The sequence below is a fragment of the Psychrobacter sp. UBA6766 genome, assembly GCF_002453355.1.
Lineage (GTDB): Bacteria > Pseudomonadota > Gammaproteobacteria > Pseudomonadales > Moraxellaceae > Psychrobacter.
The window spans coordinates 51038-68377 of record NZ_DKGQ01000025.1; the positions used below are offsets into that span (position 1 = coordinate 51038).

Consider the following 17340-nt stretch of genomic DNA (forward strand, 5'->3'; position numbering starts at 1 on the left):
TAAAAAACCCACTATATTGGTTTGACTATCCCTTCTAACAAACTGGCAAATCCTTGCATATAGGCGGTATCTTGGCTCGAGGTACGCGTTGCTGCATAGAGCTGACAGTAGACGCCACTGCCTAACGGGCGTGACACTACCCAGCCTTTTTTTTCATATTCAGCAACCACCCAGTCGGGTAAAGCCGCCACGCCGCGTTCGCTGGCAACCAATTGAATTAACATGGCGGTCAGCTCGGTGGTACGCATACTTTTAAAACTGACCTGTGCTGGCGTCATAAAATTAGCAATGATATCTAGGCGCTTCGCTTCTACTGGGTAGGCAATCAAGATTTCATCAACCAAGTCTTGGGCATGAATGATTTTTTGCTCTGCCAATTCGTGAGTCGGCGACAACACCAACCGGCTCTCGTACTCAAACAATGGCTGATAGCTGATACCTTCTATTGGTAAATTACTGGTCGTAATTAATAAGTCGATATCACCTTCCATCAATAAATGATGTGGCTCAGGCTCAAAACCAGTGGCAAAGTCCAATTCGACATCCGACCATTCGCGGCGATAATGATTAAGAATCGGCATCAACCAATCAAAGCAGCTATGACATTCAGACGCCAATCGCAACCTTCCTGCTTGGCCATGAGCCAAGCGCTTTAAATTTGCTTTGGTGCGGGTGACCTGCGGCATGATGCTGTCTGCCAGTGCCAATACTATCTTTCCAGCAGGCGTAAAAGTTAGCGGACGTGTGCGGCGATTGACCAAACTGATATTATAGTAATTCTCTAATTCTTTTAACTGATGCGAGACGGCAGAGGCAGTGACATGAAGTTCATCAGCCGCCGCAGCCAACGATCCATGGGCTCGCAGCGCAGTTAGTGTATTAAGATGACGCAGCTCTAGCATAAAATAACCTAACCACTGAAGTTAAAAAATAGGAAATGTCGTGTTTGAAATATTGAAAAGTCGTAGGCACTTTTTGCCTGTTTTTACATTATAGATATTTTCGCCATAAAAGTTACAACTAACGCCGACGTAATAACAATTGCGAGATAACCACCAAAATTAACGAAGCAACCAGTAAAATCGTCCCAATCGCATTAACTTCAGGTTTAAGTCCCACGCGCACCATAGAATAAATACGCAGCGGTAGAATCTCATAGCTGGGACCAGTGACAAAGGTCGATACCACCACATCATCGAGTGACAAGGTAAAAGCAAGTAACCAACCTGCCATGACCGCAGGAAAAATTACTGGAATTAATACGGTACGCACCATCGTTGACTCGTTAGCGCCTAAATCGCGTGCCGCTTCCATCAGGCGCTCATCCAAGCTACTTAAGCGTGCAAAAACGGTGATGACCACAAACGGTAGGCAAAAAGTAATGTGTGCCAATAGCAACGAGACGAATCCTAATTGCAGCCCAACCAATAAAAACAGCGCCAATAGCGATATCGCTAACACAATCTCAGGCGACATCATTAGCACAAATAACAAGCCATTTAGCAGGCCCTTGCCGCGAAAATCATAGCGATGTAGCGCAAGAGCAGTCAACGTGCCGATGATTGTGGAAACCGTGGCAGCAACCAGGCCCAGCACAATAGAATGCCAAAAAGCATCAAGCATTGCCTGATTGTTAAATAACGACTCGTACCACTTTAAACTAAAGCCGTCCCAGTGATAACCGATTTTTGATTTATTAAATGACATCACCACCAATACAATGATGGGCAGATATAATAAAGTATAAATCAGACCGAGATAGCCTTTAGCGGCAATATTAGCGATGCTAAGCCGCTCGATAGCGCGTTTGGTTTTTGTTGGTGAGCGATGCATTGACGAGTTATTGGTTGAATTGCCAGACATTAGGCCACCTCGTTAAAGTCGGTTTTGCCAATACGGCGGCTACTGGCACGGTAGGCGAGTAATAATACAGCCATCGCAAGCGTTAATAGCACACTGGCTGCAGCGCCAAATGGCCAATCTCGAGCATCTAAAAATTGGTTTTTGATGATATTACCGACCAATAAATTGCGTGAGCCGCCCAAAATATCAGCAACATAAAACATCCCCATCGCTGGCAGTAGTACCAATAGTACCCCCGAGATAATACCCGGTGTGGTCAAAGGCAGTACCACATGCCAAAAGGTTTGTTTTTTCGAGGCGCCCAGATCTTGTGAGGCAAGGAGCATATCATTGCGCAAATCGCTAAATACTGCATACAGTGGCAGCACCATAAAAGGAAATAGCAAATAGGTTAAACCGGCAATCACCGCCCCTTGGGTGTATAAAATATCTATGGGCGCATCGATGATGCCGATGGCTAATAAGGCTTTATTAATCAAACCATTACTGGCAAATAATAATTTGAGCGCATAAGTTCGTACCAAAGAGTTGGTCCAAAATGGCAATATCAGCATAAGCATCAACAGTGGCTGCCAGCGTTTATCCACTCTTGATACAAACCAAGCAAACGGGTAGCCAAGCAATAAGCAAATGACCGTGGTGATGCCCGCCATCCATAACGAATGCACAAAGACATCAAAATAAAGCGGGTCAATCATGCGCGCGTAGCTGTCGATAGTCACCGGTAAATTTATAAAAGCGCTGCTATCACGGGTTAAAAAGCTGACTGCAATGACTAGGATATTTGGCAATAATGCAAAAATAAGCAGCCAACCCCAAATAAGCCACAGCGTTGCGGTACGAAAAGGGCTTTTATTACTGACGTTTTTATTCTTTAAGCCAAGGCGCGCCATTAGCTGATATCCTTTTGCGCAGCTAGACTGTTCGCTGTAATTCCAGTCGCTTTATTATTCGCTTCTTCGTCAAGCGTTCCATCTTCTGGTAATACCCATTCCCAGCCGTCAACCCAAGATACTTTAACACCTTCATAAAGTTTATAATCAAAACTTGGGTCATCTTCATCAAAGAATTCTGAGGCTTTAATAATATGCCCGTTAGCCAGCTCAATAATCGAGTCTAAAGTACTGCCTTTATAATTGCTTTCAATCACCCGTCCCAATAAACCAGTATGTTCTTTATCATTGGGGTCGTAAATGCGCAAATCTTCTGGACGCAATAGTAAATTGACGATATCGCCAACTTGCACGTCATTGGCAAAGTTGGGACGGCGCAAATTGCGTAAAGTAATCGGGCCTTCCTGCGCTTGTGCTTCGCAGACCTCGACTTCAATACGCCCATTGGTCACGCGACCATCGCGATCGGCCTGCTCAGGATAAACGCCTTTAACTTCCGCTTTGAATAAATTGGTCTCCCCGATAAACTTGGCAGTAAATAGATTGGCAGGGGTTTCATAAATCTCAATCGGTGTGCCAATTTGCTGAAATCTGCCGTCTTTCATCACCGCAATACGATCCGACATCGACAGCGCTTCTTCTTGGTCGTGGGTGACAAAAACAAAGGTAATGCCAAGCTCCCGTTGCAGACGTTTGAGTTCAGATTGCATTTGCAAGCGCAGTTTATGGTCGAGCGCTGATAAAGGCTCGTCGAGCAATAATAGTTTAGGACGATTAATCACCGCGCGCGCAATCGCTACTCGCTGCTGCTGACCGCCCGATAAATCTTGCGGTCGACGATTGGCCAAATGCTCAAGTTGTACCATCGACAGCATCTCACGCACCCGCGTTTGAATCTCATCTTTTGGCACTTTCTTGAGTTTAAGTCCGTAAGCGACATTTTGCGCCACCGTCATATGCGGAAATAACGCATATTGCTGAAACACGGTATTGACCGGACGCTTATCCGCTGGCAAGCCTGCCATTTGCATACCATCAAGATAAATTGCCCCAGCATTCGGCTGCTCAAAACCAGCAATCAACCGTAACAAGGTCGTTTTACCGCATCCTGACGGCCCGAGCAAAGTGATAAACTCACCATGCTGAATATCGAGGTTAATATCCTTTAACACTTCGGTTTGATCGTAAATCTTTTGGAGACCAGTCAGCTTTAGCAGCACCTTATCAGTATTGGGCGACGCAGGCGCGGTTTGCAGGTTTACATTTGATTCGGTCATAAAGTTGATTCCTAAAACACCAAATGCGCAGTAGCGCTAAAACACTAGATACTGGCAGCAATTTATTAAATGTTGTTAAGTATGGCGATAAGCGATAGCTATATATGGGGTCTGGTTGCTGCGTATTATAACAAACCCTTGCTATAAATCAGTGCAAGTTCGTTATCGGTTGGTTGGATTAAGTTTTTAATAGAATAAGCAGGATAAACGCTGTTTGGAATATCGTGCGTTTAAAATAAAGAATTTTTACCGTTTTCTTGCGTTGCTTGCGCTACAATAATTTTGTGTATGCTAAATACAAAGATATTTGCAATAGCAAACAACTAAGCTGAAAAAATAAGCTTAGATGAAAACTGTAAGTTAAAGCAGAAAACAGCCGGCTAGAGCAATTTATAATTTTAACCCTTTTGATAAACAAGGACCCCTTATGCCTAACAGTAACCGCCCAAAAACTGGTCAAGAAGCACTGGCACTACTCAAAGAAGGTAATGTGCGCTACGTGGAAAGTTTGACCAGCACCGACCCCTGTATGCAAAAACGTCCCGAGCTGATCAGTGATCAAGACCCGTTAGCAATTATCTTGGGTTGTTCAGATGCCCGCGTTCCCGTTGAGATTGTATTTGATCAAGGTCTGGGCGATTTGTTTGTTATACGCGTGGCAGGAAACGTGGTTGCACCATCACAAATCGGCTCGATTGAGTTTGCTGCTGAAAAATTTGGCACCAAACTGGTGGTAGTACTTGGACATTCGCATTGCGGAGCGGTAACCGCTTGCGTCGATGCGCTCATTAATCCTGAACAAAACTACTCGCCAAATCTACAGTCCATCGTCGATCGTATCCGCCCAAGTGTTTATAACTTGCATGAGCTGGCGACTGCCAACGGTCAAGATGTCGATGCGGATGAGCTGGTTGATCGCTCTATTCGTGCCAATGTGCGCATGTCGGTCAGCCAATTAAAGCACGGTTCGCGCGCCTTAGAAGACTTAACCAGTAGCGGCCAGCTACTCGTCGTTGGCGCTGAATACAATTTAGAGACTGGAAAAGTACGCTTTTTAGATACTTAATAGCTATTTATCATTAAACGTCTTGTCAGTGAATGTCTTATCATTCAACGACTAAAATAGTGGCTACGAGTGAATTATGAAGGTATCCGCTATTAACGATTGATGATAGATAATTGATGACTAAAAACACTTAAATATTGGAATAACTATGACTGATTCAGAAAACTTGGCCAATAACCAAAAAGCCAACAACCAAAAACCCAATAATCAGACAACGATTGCTCAACCTAAGAGCAGCGTAAAAGCAGAAGGTGTTCAGCCAATTTCAGCTCAGACGATAGGTTATACCTTTAACCATACCATGCTACGAGTAAAAGACCCGGCCAAATCATTAGCCTTTTACACTGGTATTTTGGGTATGACGTTATTGGCGGTAAAAAAATTCCCAGCGATGGATTTTGATTTATACTTTTTAGCCAAGCTCACTGAGAGCGAGCGTGACAACTTGCCAGCGGGTGACGACTTAGAGATTTTTGCCTTCCGTCAGCGCGGTATTTTGGAGTTGACCCATAACTACGGTACTGAGACTCAAGCAGATTTTAGTTATCACGATGGGAATGGTGAACCTCAAGGCTTTGGTCATATCTGCTTTAGTGTGCCAAACCTTGATGAGGCAGTTGCTTGGTTTGATGAAAACAATGTCGAATTTAAAAAACGTCCAGAAGATGGCAGTATGAAAAATATCGCCTTTATTAAAGACGTTGACGGTTACTGGATTGAAATTGTGCAAGCAGACTTAATGGCTTAGTTTTATAAAACCCTTATAATTCTATGAATTTGAAAAACTTTTTTAGAGTGTTAATAGGTCTAAAAATGTTGGTTAGTTTGAAACCTTTATTCATAAAAAAGCCGCTATTTTTAATATGGCGGCTTTTTTATATTCGAAAGTGAATACTGTTTAGTCTTTTTTCACTCTAAAATCGGTATGGCACGATTTACAGCTTTCACCCACTTGACCAAGCGCTGGCATTACTTGATCGATACTGGTTGCTGTTTGCGCCGCCGCATTTAACTCAGCAGTGGCTTTTTGAAAGTCATCTGCCTTTGCGCGGAAATCATCAGTGTTACTCCAAACCGCTTCAGTTGCATTACCAGTGGCTTCTTGATTTTCAAAATGACTCCAAGGATTGGCTGAGTCTTCGGCTAAAAATGCCGCTTGTTCTTTAAATATATCGGCATCAAACGTATCTGGTGCTTCTGCCATATCACCCATGATGCCCATCGCATCGCCCCAGCTTTTCATACTGTCTTGGCGCGCTTTGACATCAGGGTCAACTGGCGTGCTACAAGCTGTCAGGCCTAAGATGGCTGCCATTAAAGTGATGCCAATGATAGACTTGAATGTGTTGTTATTAGAGACCTGTGCCATCTGTATTGCTCCTTATACGCGGCTAATAAAAAGGTGCCGTAGCATTTGCATGCTCGCCACCTATTAAATTACTACTATGAATATAAATGTTATGTTGTTGTTTTAAGTACTAAAGACAGCGATGTTCCAGTTTTTTATAGTATATTTGATTTAATCTATACTGCTGTTAATTAAACCTTAATAGACTAAGATAAAATAGGTCAATAAAGTACCTTTTTGTAATGTCCTTTCAAACCTCTATAAAATAAAGAATACTGACTTAGCAAGTTGGTTTATATTTAAATAACAGATATTAAATGATAAAGGTCAGCAGTAAACGCTGACCTTTATCATGTTCGTCTTTATTATTATAGAAATCAAATAGCAGGATTTATACAAAAACCTCAACGCTGTCTGCGACTTATTATGCCAATGACGGCTATAAAGTCAACCAATCACGCGGTTTTAGATAAAAATTGGTTAATTCAAACTCAGGTGTTTCTGGTGCAGGTTCAAAGCGATAATGCCAACTGGCAAGCGGCGGCATACTGACTAGGATGGATTCAATGCGTCCATTACTTTGTAGCCCAAACAGGGTACCACGGTCATAAACGAGGTTATATTCGACGTAGCGTCCGCGGCGATAGAGCTGAAATTCACGCTGCGCTTCGGTATAAGGGGTGTTTTTACGCTGCTCAAAAATTGGCAAAATGCCTTCAAGATAACCATTGCCGACCGCTTGCATAAAGTTAAAGCAAGTTTCAAAATCCCAGCCACGGCTCTCGGTATTGACGTCATCATAAAACAGTCCGCCGATACCGCGCTGCTCATCACGATGACGCAGATGAAAATATTCATCACACCATTGTTTAAAGTCAGGATAAACGCTATCGCCAAAAGGCGCGCAAAGGTCATAACAGACCTGATGCCAATGAACGCAGTCGGCGAGGACAGGGTAAAATGGGGTCAAATCAAAGCCGCCACCAAACCACCAAATCGGGTCTTCGCCCTCGGCCTCAGCAACGAATAAACGCACATTAGCGTGACTGGTTGGCACATTAGGATTTTTAGGATGAACAACCAGTGATACACCCAGTGCTTGTGCTTTACGACCGGCAATGTCAGGATGACGTGCGGTTGCCGAGGCGGGTAGGTTATGGACATGAATATGACTAAACATCACGCCCGCTTTCTCGATGACTTCGCCATCTGCCATCACGCAAGAACGACCGCCGCCGCCCTCAGGGCGCTCCCAATCGTCGGGAACGAAAGTTGCTGGATTGTCATTGCTACTGCCGTCACGCTCTTGCGCCTCTAAGGCTCGGCAGATTCGCGCTTGCAAATCCACTAAGAACTCGCGAACACGTCTGATGTCATCGTGAGTTGGCGTTACTACTGCATTGGTTTCTGACAAATTGTCATTGTTATCTATATTTGGTATGGTCATAAAATATCTAATTATTTACTATTTATTTAGGTGTAAAGCGGTATTGAAGTCTTTATCCAGCAGATGTCCCATACGATCGCGTTTGGTTGCTAGATAGTCAGCATTCATATCGTTCACCCCGACCAACAACGGCACGCGCTCAACGACATTGATGCCATGCTCCGTTAAATAAGCCACTTTATCGGGGTTGTTGGTAATAAGTCGAACGCTATCGACGCCAACATGGGCGAGCATCGGTCCACACATATCATAAACGCGCGCATCAGCCGGTAACCCTAACATAAGATTGGCATCTAGGGTATCATGCCCTTGATCTTGCAAAGCGTAAGCACGGATTTTATTGGTCAAACCGATACCGCGACCTTCTTGACGCAAGTATAATATTGCCCCACAGCCCGTCTCTTGTATCGCTTGCATCGCTGTATTAAGCTGTGGCCCACAATCGCATTTTAGTGAGCTAAAGGCATCGCCAGTTAAGCATTCAGAGTGAATACGAATCAGCGGAATAGGGGCTTCTTTTGGTGCGTTATTATTTCGGCTTAATGCTGCGACCTGCTGATTTAAAACATTGGCTTGATCGGCCACAGGCAAACCCACGGTAAGCATCACATGCTCTTGACCGTCTTCATTTTCGAAGACATGAATATCAAACTCGCCGTGACGAGTAGGAAGCTTGGCGCTAGTGATAAATTGATATGACATTAATGTCCTGCATAAGCTGATCATCGTGACGCTACGGTCTGCGACTACCACTCTATACTATATAATAGTAGTCAAAGTAAAGCAGATAGACTGCTAAGAGAAATAGCATACGGATGCTGCCTAGTGGAAATACACACAAAGTTCACAGACGGCGCACGATGATTAAAGCGACAATTAAAAATAAATGCTATTATGCCATACTATTTTGACGGATACAGTGACAAGTCTTTGCCCTTACATTACTATGTCGTCACTAACGTCCGATATGAAGGCAAAATTAGCAGGCCGCATCGGGTTTTGTATTAGGCCATGTCCTTATTTTAAAATGGCGATAAAAAGTTCACATTTGAAAGAGTTGCTTTATTTTAAATAGCGTATTTTTCGTTATTCACAATTATTTTAACAGTTATTTTAAAAGCTGTATCAATAATCATATAGTCGATGGCATTTATCAGTTTATGATGTCCACGCTATTATTAACGCCACTTAGAATGTCAGCCGTGGCAACGCCGTCTCGGTATTCTAAGGTAGCATCTTGTCAGCAGATTGGTAGGTATCGTACGTTCTATGCAGCAGTCACCTCACTCCCCACAGTCTAAGTCATTATCTGCGTCAGCCATTGATTCTGCTGCACCGCTATCGAACCTGCAAAAAACCTATGCAGTTATTCCACGTGAGCGTCCACATACGCCCCTGCTTGATACGGTAGCAGCGCCCGCTGACCTTAAAGCCTTTAATGAGGCACAGCTAATTACTTTGGCGGATGAGCTGCGGCTTTTTCTCTTGTATTCAGCGGGTCAAAGTGGCGGTCATTTTGGGGCCAATTTAGGCGTTATTGAATTGACCATTGCGCTGCATTATCTGTTAGATGCGCCGCAAGATCAGATTGTTTGGGACGTCGGCCATCAGGCTTATGCTCATAAAGTGTTGACAGGGCGCCGTGAAAAGCTTGGCACCATCCGCTCAAAAGATGGTTTGACTGCTTTTCCTGAACGCGCCGAGTCTGTCTTCGATACTTTTGGGGTGGGCCATTCATCGACCTCTATTTCAGCCGGTCTTGGTATGAGTTTAGCGCTGCGCTATCAAGGCCGGGCACAAACCGTTGCCTGTATTATTGGTGACGGCGCCATGACAGGTGGTATGGCGTTTGAAGCGATGAATGACGCCGTGCAGCAAGATGCGGATTTGTTGGTCATTTTAAATGACAATGATATGTCGATATCTTGTTCAATTGGTGGCTTTTCGCGGCATTTAGCGACGTTATGGGAGTCAGGGTATCAAGTTGATATCTCTGATGCAGGCGAGCCAATACTATGCCAGCGCCCTGATATGCAGGCTTATGACCGCCGAAAACGTCATAATGAGCTGCGCGATGTGCCGCAATTAGAAGACAATTTGTTTAAAGCCATTGGTTTTACTTACTTTGGCCCATTTGATGGGCATAATATCCCTGAGCTACTGCGCGTGCTGTCGATTGCCAAGCAATTAAAAGGCCCGGTGTTAGTCCATATTTATACCACTAAAGGTAAAGGCTTTGCACCTGCTGAATTAGATCCCGTAGGCTATCATGCCATTAGTAAGTTACCTGCCGAAGCTAGTGAAAAGAAAGCATTAAAAGACAGTCTGACAACTAGCAAGCCGCTATTAAAATACTCGCAAGTATTTGGCCAGTTTTTATGCGACAAAGCCGCAGCTGATGATAAGCTACTCGCGATTACCCCCGCCATGGAAGAAGGCTCGGGAATGATTGAGTTTGCCCGTCAATTCCCAAATCGTTTTTTTGATGTAGCGATTGCTGAGCAACATGCCGTAACTTTGGCGGGCGGAATGGCAACCCAAGGCGTCAAGCCAATCGTGGTGATTTATTCGACATTTTTGCAACGTGGCTACGATCAGCTGATTCATGATGTGGCGCTGCAGAATCTTGATGTAATGTTTGCCATTGACCGTGCCGGTTTGGTCGGTGAAGATGGTGCTACCCATGCTGGTGTATTCGATTTTGCCTTTTTACGCTGTGTTCCGAATATGCTGATTGCCGCGCCAAAAGACGAAAATGAATGCTATCATCTGCTTAATACTTGTTATGAATATCAAGGCTGTACAGCAGTACGCTATCCGCGTGGTACAGGAACTGGCGCAGTTATAGAGCAGCCAGCTCAAGTTTATCCTATTGGTAAAGCGGTGGTAGAATCGGTATTAGGTCAAGATAACGCACCTAATAAGTTGGCATTATTAGCCTTTGGTACCATGGTGGCTACCGCTGAGCAAGCCGCAAAAAGCCTGATTAATGATAATATAACATCAGATTGTCAGATTCATGTGGTCAATATGCGTTGGGTAAAACCTTTGGATACTCATTTTCTCGAAAGCTTAATTGAGCAAGGTATCACCCATATTGCAACCCTAGAAGAGCATATGATTATGGGCGGCGCGGGCAGTGCGGTAAATGAGTATCTGCTAAACGAATCGGCCGCCTTTAAAAATAGTCGCCCAGCTATTTGTAATATTGGCATTCCTGATCGCTTTATTGCTCATGGTTCGCAGGCAGAGCAAATGGCCGACTGTGGTTTGGATGTTGCAGGCGTCGTTAGTCAGCTTCAGCAGTTGCTAAAATAAAACCCTATCACTAATAAAAAATTGCTAAAATAGCGGACTGAAAAATAAAGCATTTTTGCTTAAACCTCGCCTACTTGCCGTAGGTGTGAATTATTTGACAACTTGGGCAGCACCACTACTAGCAATCATAGATTTGGCTTGCTAGTCGGCGATGGTTTTCATTAGTTATGAATATGATTCAGCTTTAAATAGGTTTTATTTTTCGTACATTTTGTAAGTCCCATCTTTTAAGTAGTATTCATTCATCAAACAAATAGGTTATTTATGGAACCCATGGTCGTCATCGCAGCGCGTGCTGCTGAAAAAGTTGGTAAAGAGATTTTATATGCGCATCAAAACCGTCATAAAATTGAGCTGGATATCGAGTCAAAAGGGCTTGATGGTTTGGTTACGCGTATTGATCGCTTCAGCGAAGAGCTGACGATTGAAACCTTAAAAGCCAGCTACCCAAATCACTCATTCTTGGGTGAAGAATTTGGTATGCAAGAAGGTCGCGGTGAAGATGCTGACTGGTGTTGGATTATCGATCCGTTAGATGGCACCAAAAACTTCGTCCATGGTGTGCCGCAGTTTTGTGTTTCTATCGCTGTGCAGCATAAAGGCGTGACCCAACACGGCGTTATCTATGATCCTGTTCGTGATGAGATGTTCTCTGCTAGCCGTGGTAAAGGTGCGCGGTTAAACCAACGCCGTATCAATGTGAGCGAGCGTAAAACCATCGACGGCGGCCTGTTTACTACTGGTCATCCGCTTGAGCGTAAACGCAATGGTGAAGTCATCTCTTATGCCAAGCAGCATTTTGAAAGCTTACAGAAAATCTCTGAAGCGGGCGGTCAAATTCGCCGTTTAGGTTCAGCTGCGCTTGATTTATGTTATGTCGCCGCTGGTCGTTTTGATGGCTACTTTGAGATGTCTATCAAGCCTTGGGATATCGCTGCTGGCGAGCTTATCGTAACCGAAGCACGCGGCGTCGTCGTTGACCATACTGGCGCACACAACTCAATGACTTCAGGCTCTATCTTTGCCTGTAACGTCAAACTACTAAAACCTTTGATGCAAGTCGTTGTCCCAACATGGGGCGATATTTTGTAGTTCTCTGCTGTCTAAGGTATAGATGATTTAATGTTAATAGCAAAAAGCTGGTCCCGTTATGGAGCCAGCTTTTTTGTTTTACCGTTTTCTTTGTCGCTACTTTTATCTGTAACCGTAATACCTTGAAATTCAAGCGCTTTACTGGTGCGCTCTAATAGCTGCAACTCTTCTTCTATCAACACGAGCATGTCTTGCACATGCGGCAAAGCTTTACTACAAGCGGTAATACCAAACTCAATCTTGTCCAAATAGCTGGCAAGGGTAATATTCATCGCTTGACCGTTAAATACGATCGACGCCGGATACAAAGATTGCAAGCGCGCGCCATTCCAATAAAGCGGTTTTTCAGAACCGGGAACGTTCGAGATAATAAGGTTGAAAGCCTGCTTTTTAGGAAATATGTTTGTTGCCAAATTGATGCCTTCCCAAGCATAGGCAATCACACTATAGTTAATCACTTGCGCCTGATTCATACGCCGAAAGCGGCGCTTGCCATTATTCATACTGCGGTGAATCAGCTTAATTCTGCTTAATGGGTCATCTAAATGCGTTCCCAAATTGGCCAGTACAAATGACAGTTGATTACCCGATACGCTATTATCCGTACGTAATGACATCGGTACAAAAGCAATCAATGGCTTGCTTGGTAGCGCATCCATCGCTAGCAAATAGCGGCGAATGGCACCCGCACAAACGGCAAGCACAACATCGTTTTTACTGATATTTAGACGCTCAGCAATATCGTTAAAACGCTGAATATCATACGACTGGGCGGCGATGCGCCGTGAGGCTGAAATGCGTTTATTGAGGATACTCATCGGCGCCGCAAAAGTGCTGACATAACTGTCGTCACCGAGATGTTTCAAATTATCGAGCAGTTCTGTAAATACTGGTTTAATGGTGGATATTTGCTCTTTGATAATCCGCCGCGCTGAGCGCTCTTTTGGCAGGAGCGCATCGACTTGATTACGATGGCGCGCCATTAATGACCAAATCGGTAGCGTGACCGGTTCGGTTGGCGATTGAGATAAGGATTTTTTGACCAAGCGCATCGCTGCGATGCCATCAACCAAGGAATGATGGATTTTAAAATATAAAGCAAAACGCTCAGGAGCGCCTTCGCTTTCCGGCTGAATGCCTTCAATAACATGACATTCCCACAGCGGCATTGCGCGGTCTAAAAGGCGACCATGTTCCCTTGATACATACATCAACAGCTCGCGTACGCGGGCAGGTTTTGGTAGCGCCACATGGTGTAAGTGATGCTCAACGTCAAAGTGTTTGTCTTTTTTCCAAAATATCAGATGCTCAAGCACTTGGTTAAATGGAAAAGTTGGTGGCACATCAGAGTGCTGCATTTGTTTGACCAATTGGCAGACAAAATCGCTATCTGCATTTTTTGGTAATTCGAATAAGAGAAGACCGCCAACATGCATGGGCTGTTTACGCGACTCAAGAAGTAAAAACAACTGGTCGACTGCTGTTAGAAGTCGCATAATAAATCCTTTTATAAAAATGAAAAGATATTCAATGAAACAAAGGCCAAACGATTATAAAATAACTGAAAAGTCTTATTAATGATAAAAATATCTATGACGACATTCTTATCATTTTATAAATTATTTTTGCTAAAAACCTAAATAAAAGATTTGAAAAAACTTAGCTGAAACCGCTACTGAAAAAAGTAGCCAGTCTGCGGCGAGCTAGCAATGGCCATTTTGCGCATCGGCATACGACCAGCTAAGAAAGCTTGACGACCTGCCCAAATAGCATGTTTCATGGCCTGCGCCATCAAAACAGGGTTTTGCGCATTGGCAATCGCTGAGTTCATCAGCACGCCATCACAACCAAGCTCCATAGCAATTGCGGCATCAGAAGCTGTACCAACCCCAGCATCAACCAAAACGGGCACTTTAGCATTTTCAATAATCAGGCTAAGTGTATGGCGATTAAGCAAACCAAGACCAGAACCGATCAAACTTCCAAGCGGCATAATCGCCACGCAGCCCATGCTTTCTAATTCTTGAGCGACAATAGGGTCGTCTGACGTATAAACCATGACTTCAAAGCCATCATTAATTAACACTTTGGCGGCTTTTAAGGTTTCCATCACATTTGGATAAAGAGACTTTTCATCGCCCAACACTTCTAGCTTCACCAGATTATGTCCGCCCAATAGTTCGCGAGCAAGCTTACAAGTGCGAACCGCAGTTTCGGCATCAAAGCAGCCCGCCGTATTGGGTAAAATAGTATATTTATCCGGTGAAATGACATCTAATAAATTTGGCTCATCGCTGTTTTGTCCGATATTGGTACGGCGAATGGCAACGGTGACAATTTCAGCTTCTGAGGCGCCAATAGCCGCACCCGTTTCAGCCATATCTTTATATTTTCCAGTTCCAACCAACAATCGAGACGAGAAGGTACGACTGCCAACTGTGAAAGTGTCTTGTGAAAGATTATCTTGTAAAAGGTTGTCTTGTGAGAGATTGTCCTGCGAGGACAATGACATTGGATTGGCATGAGAAGTTGTGTGTTTTGACATAAGATTGATCCTAATAGCGGGCGAACAGAGGTAGCTAACAAGGTTATTTATAAAATGATGAACAAGAATTTATATTAATAGTATCAGTAGTTAAACGTAAGTGGTCGTCATGGAACTAAAAGTTTGCGACAAGGAATGTTAGTGTATGACTGTCTAAACAGCAAAGTCATAAATCATAGGAAAGCCTTGCTACTTGCGTAAAACAAAATGTTATTATAACAAACTCATGCGCGCTTACTGACAATCTTTACCCAGTTTAACGATTTAGGCAGGCGACTTAAAAGAGGAAAGTCAGCAGTACTTTTGACATTGATTATCGGCTAAATTTTCTAAACTCTCTAAGCTACGTTATTTTTAATCGACGCTATTTTTTTAATTTGTCATTCACTAGGTCGTCTATATGATGCAACTGCCATACAGCTTCGCAAAACGCCATCAAATTTTGGCCATTTTGGCTATTGACCCCGAGTTGCCACCGACTTTGGTATTGACCAAAGTTACGCCACTGTCCGCGATTAATGAAGCGGTGCGTTTTTTGCAGCAGCAAGGCGCGCGCGGCGTTCCAAACTACGAAAGTATCAGCGCCGATGATTTCGAAAAACGGATGAATGCCGCTTATGCCGGAAACACGGGCGAGTCGCAGCACATTGCCGCCGGGCTTGAAGACCATCCTGACCTGGATAGCTTAGCCGATAGCGTCCCTGAAACAGAAGATTTGATGGATCAACAAGACGATGCGCCGATTATTCGTCTGATTAATGCGCTATTGTCCGAAGCGATCCGTTTAAATGCCTCAGATATTCATATTGAAACTTTTGAAAAACGGCTAGTGGTACGATTTCGAGTTGATGGCGAGTTAAAAGAAATCATTACCCCAAAACGCCAATTAGCGCCGTTACTCGTCTCACGTATTAAAGTGATGGCTAAATTAGATATCGCCGAAAAGCGTGTACCACAAGATGGTCGTATTAGCTTAAGGCTAGCAGGGCGCGAGGTCGATGTTCGGGTATCAACGCTGCCGTCGAGCTTTGGCGAGCGGGTCGTTATGCGGCTACTCGATAAGCAAGCAGGTCGTCTCAATATGACTTATTTAGGGCTTTCTGATAATGACTATAGCGAGCTTAAGCGCTTAATCCATCGTCCGCATGGCATTATTTTGGTAACGGGACCAACGGGGTCAGGGAAAACTACCACGTTGTATTCTGCATTAACCGATTTGAATGACCAAACCCGCAATATTTTGACCGCGGAAGATCCGATTGAATTCCAGCTCGATGGTATTGGTCAGACGCAAGTCAATAATAAAGTGGATATGACCTTTGCGAAAAGTCTGCGCGCCATGTTACGTCAAGATCCAGACGTGGTCATGGTTGGTGAAATTCGTGATTTAGAAACCGCAGAAATTGCCGTCCAAGCGTCGCTGACAGGACATTTGGTGTTATCAACGCTGCATACCAATACTGCCATCGGCGCGGTGACGCGTTTGCAAGATATGGGTGTTGAGCCATTTTTATTATCGTCATCGCTGATTGGTGTCGTCGCCCAGCGTTTGGTGCGAACCTTATGCACATATTGTCACGACTGGCAAACTGCAGATAGCGAGCAAGCCAAATTATTTACTGAAATTGGTGTGACGCCAAGTGCTGCAAACACAGGAACGGAAAACTTAGAAGAAAAGGCGATTAATCTGCCCAAACCCGTTGGCTGTGATAAATGTAATAATTCAGGGTTTAAAGGGCGGACGGCAATCTATGAAGTGGTGCCAATTGACGATACCCTGCGTCGGATGATTCATAGTAACACGGCTGAATACGAGCTAGAAGAATACGCTCGCCAGCAAACCCCATCGATACGTGCTGATGGGCTACGCAAAGTCATAGAAGGTCGAACGACGTTAGAAGAAGTTCTGCGAGTCACCAAAGAAAGCGCCCTAACCGATGACGCTATCCTTAGTTAATAGGAGTTAGTTTTTTGCCTAGAATGGCTTTTGACGCCGCTATTTTGCGGCGATACATTCAACCTCGACGCTAGCACCGGCTGCTAGCTCTGCGACGCCAAAGGCTGAGCGAACAGGATAAGGCTTAGTCAGTTCTGCTTTATAGACTTTATTAAAGTCATCAAAGTCGTCCATATCGGTTAGCATTGCCATGCATTTGACGATATCTGACTTTTGATAGCCGTACTTTAATAAGGTTTCATTGATATTGTCGAGCGCTTGTTTGGCTTCCGCTTTGACACCGCCTTTGACCAATTTACCGTCTTTAAAACCAATTTGTCCGGACATGTATAACGTATCGCCTATACGCACCGCTTCTGAAAACGGATAATTGCCGCCGTCACCAAGAAATACAGGGCTCGATTTGGTAATGGTAGCGTTATTCGACGCTGGCGCCGCATTGGCATTAACTGCAACTCCTAGTGAACAGGCGCTAATTAGCAAGGCTTTAGATAAATTGGTCGTCAGTTTATTGGTATATGTAGACATGCTTGT

At 44.1% G+C, this 17340-nt stretch carries 15 protein-coding genes; 5 read left to right on the plus strand and 10 right to left on the minus strand.

Going from position 1 to position 17340, the window contains the following annotated elements; all coding sequences use genetic code 11:
• Positions 1–11 precede the first annotated feature (11 nt).
• The 4 genes from B4K26_RS05645 to potA all read right to left on the minus strand — a co-directional run bounded on the left by B4K26_RS05645 (position 12) and on the right by potA (position 4033).
• On the minus strand, positions 12–902 hold the full coding sequence (locus B4K26_RS05645; protein ID WP_296244067.1) for a LysR family transcriptional regulator: 891 nt from the start codon (positions 900–902) through the stop codon (positions 12–14).
• Between the two features lie 118 nt (positions 903–1020).
• On the minus strand, positions 1021–1863 hold the full coding sequence (gene potC, locus B4K26_RS05650) for a spermidine/putrescine ABC transporter permease PotC (protein WP_296244068.1): 843 nt from the start codon (positions 1861–1863) through the stop codon (positions 1021–1023).
• On the minus strand, positions 1863–2756 hold the full coding sequence (gene potB, locus B4K26_RS05655) for a spermidine/putrescine ABC transporter permease PotB (RefSeq protein ID WP_296244069.1): 894 nt from the start codon (positions 2754–2756) through the stop codon (positions 1863–1865). The genes potC and potB overlap by 1 nt, the downstream gene beginning before the upstream one ends.
• Positions 2756–4033 (minus strand): spermidine/putrescine ABC transporter ATP-binding protein PotA, encoded by a 1278-nt coding sequence (gene potA, locus B4K26_RS05660; RefSeq protein ID WP_296244071.1) that lies wholly within the window; start codon positions 4031–4033, stop codon positions 2756–2758. Before potA ends, potB begins: the two co-directional genes overlap by 1 nt.
• Before the next feature lie 427 nt (positions 4034–4460).
• Between potA and B4K26_RS05665 the strand changes: the two genes are divergently transcribed.
• Both B4K26_RS05665 and gloA read left to right on the plus strand, forming a co-directional pair.
• Complete coding sequence (locus tag B4K26_RS05665) at positions 4461–5099, plus strand: carbonic anhydrase (RefSeq protein ID WP_068406318.1); 639 nt, start codon at positions 4461–4463, stop codon at positions 5097–5099.
• A 148-nt stretch (positions 5100–5247) separates the two neighbouring features.
• Positions 5248–5847 carry a lactoylglutathione lyase gene (gloA, locus tag B4K26_RS05670; RefSeq protein WP_296244074.1) on the plus strand — a complete coding sequence of 200 codons (600 nt, stop codon included), beginning with the start codon at positions 5248–5250 and terminating at the stop codon, positions 5845–5847.
• A 150-nt stretch (positions 5848–5997) separates the two neighbouring features.
• Here gloA and B4K26_RS05675 read toward each other — a convergent pair whose 3' ends face one another.
• The 3 genes from B4K26_RS05675 to ribA all read right to left on the minus strand — a co-directional run bounded on the left by B4K26_RS05675 (position 5998) and on the right by ribA (position 8596).
• Positions 5998–6468, minus strand: coding sequence for a c-type cytochrome (locus B4K26_RS05675; RefSeq protein ID WP_296244075.1), 471 nt, complete (start codon positions 6466–6468; stop codon positions 5998–6000).
• 418 nt (positions 6469–6886) lie between these two features.
• Positions 6887–7894, minus strand: a complete 1008-nt coding sequence (hemF, locus tag B4K26_RS05680; RefSeq protein WP_296244076.1) for an oxygen-dependent coproporphyrinogen oxidase — start codon at positions 7892–7894, stop codon at positions 6887–6889.
• A gap of 18 nt (positions 7895–7912) precedes the next feature.
• Positions 7913–8596 carry a GTP cyclohydrolase II gene (gene ribA, locus B4K26_RS05685; RefSeq protein ID WP_296244077.1) on the minus strand — a complete coding sequence of 228 codons (684 nt, stop codon included), beginning with the start codon at positions 8594–8596 and terminating at the stop codon, positions 7913–7915.
• Between the two features lie 567 nt (positions 8597–9163).
• On the opposite strand from ribA, the gene dxs reads away from it, so the two are divergent.
• Entirely contained in the window at positions 9164–11212 is a 2049-nt protein-coding gene (gene dxs / locus B4K26_RS05690) for a 1-deoxy-D-xylulose-5-phosphate synthase (RefSeq protein ID WP_296244078.1), read from the plus strand.
• A 264-nt stretch (positions 11213–11476) separates the two neighbouring features.
• A complete protein-coding gene (locus tag B4K26_RS05695) occupies positions 11477–12304 on the plus strand; it encodes an inositol monophosphatase family protein (RefSeq protein WP_296244080.1) in 828 nt (275 codons plus the stop codon).
• Positions 12305–12360: 56 nt separating this feature from the next.
• Here B4K26_RS05695 and B4K26_RS05700 read toward each other — a convergent pair whose 3' ends face one another.
• Positions 12361–13800, minus strand: coding sequence for a WS/DGAT/MGAT family O-acyltransferase (locus tag B4K26_RS05700; RefSeq protein ID WP_296244081.1), 1440 nt, complete (start codon positions 13798–13800; stop codon positions 12361–12363).
• Between the two features lie 176 nt (positions 13801–13976).
• Positions 13977–14816, minus strand: a complete 840-nt coding sequence (locus B4K26_RS05705; RefSeq protein ID WP_296244195.1) for a thiazole synthase — start codon at positions 14814–14816, stop codon at positions 13977–13979.
• Positions 14817–15252: 436 nt separating this feature from the next.
• On the opposite strand from B4K26_RS05705, the gene gspE reads away from it, so the two are divergent.
• Complete coding sequence (gene gspE / locus B4K26_RS05710; RefSeq protein ID WP_414708031.1) at positions 15253–16806, plus strand: type II secretion system ATPase GspE; 1554 nt, start codon at positions 15253–15255, stop codon at positions 16804–16806.
• Positions 16807–16845: 39 nt separating this feature from the next.
• Here gspE and B4K26_RS05715 read toward each other — a convergent pair whose 3' ends face one another.
• The gene (locus B4K26_RS05715; protein ID WP_296244083.1) at positions 16846–17334 is read right to left on the minus strand and encodes a RidA family protein; all 489 of its coding nucleotides are present in this window, start codon (positions 17332–17334) and stop codon (positions 16846–16848) included.
• Positions 17335–17340: the final 6 nt, after the last annotated feature.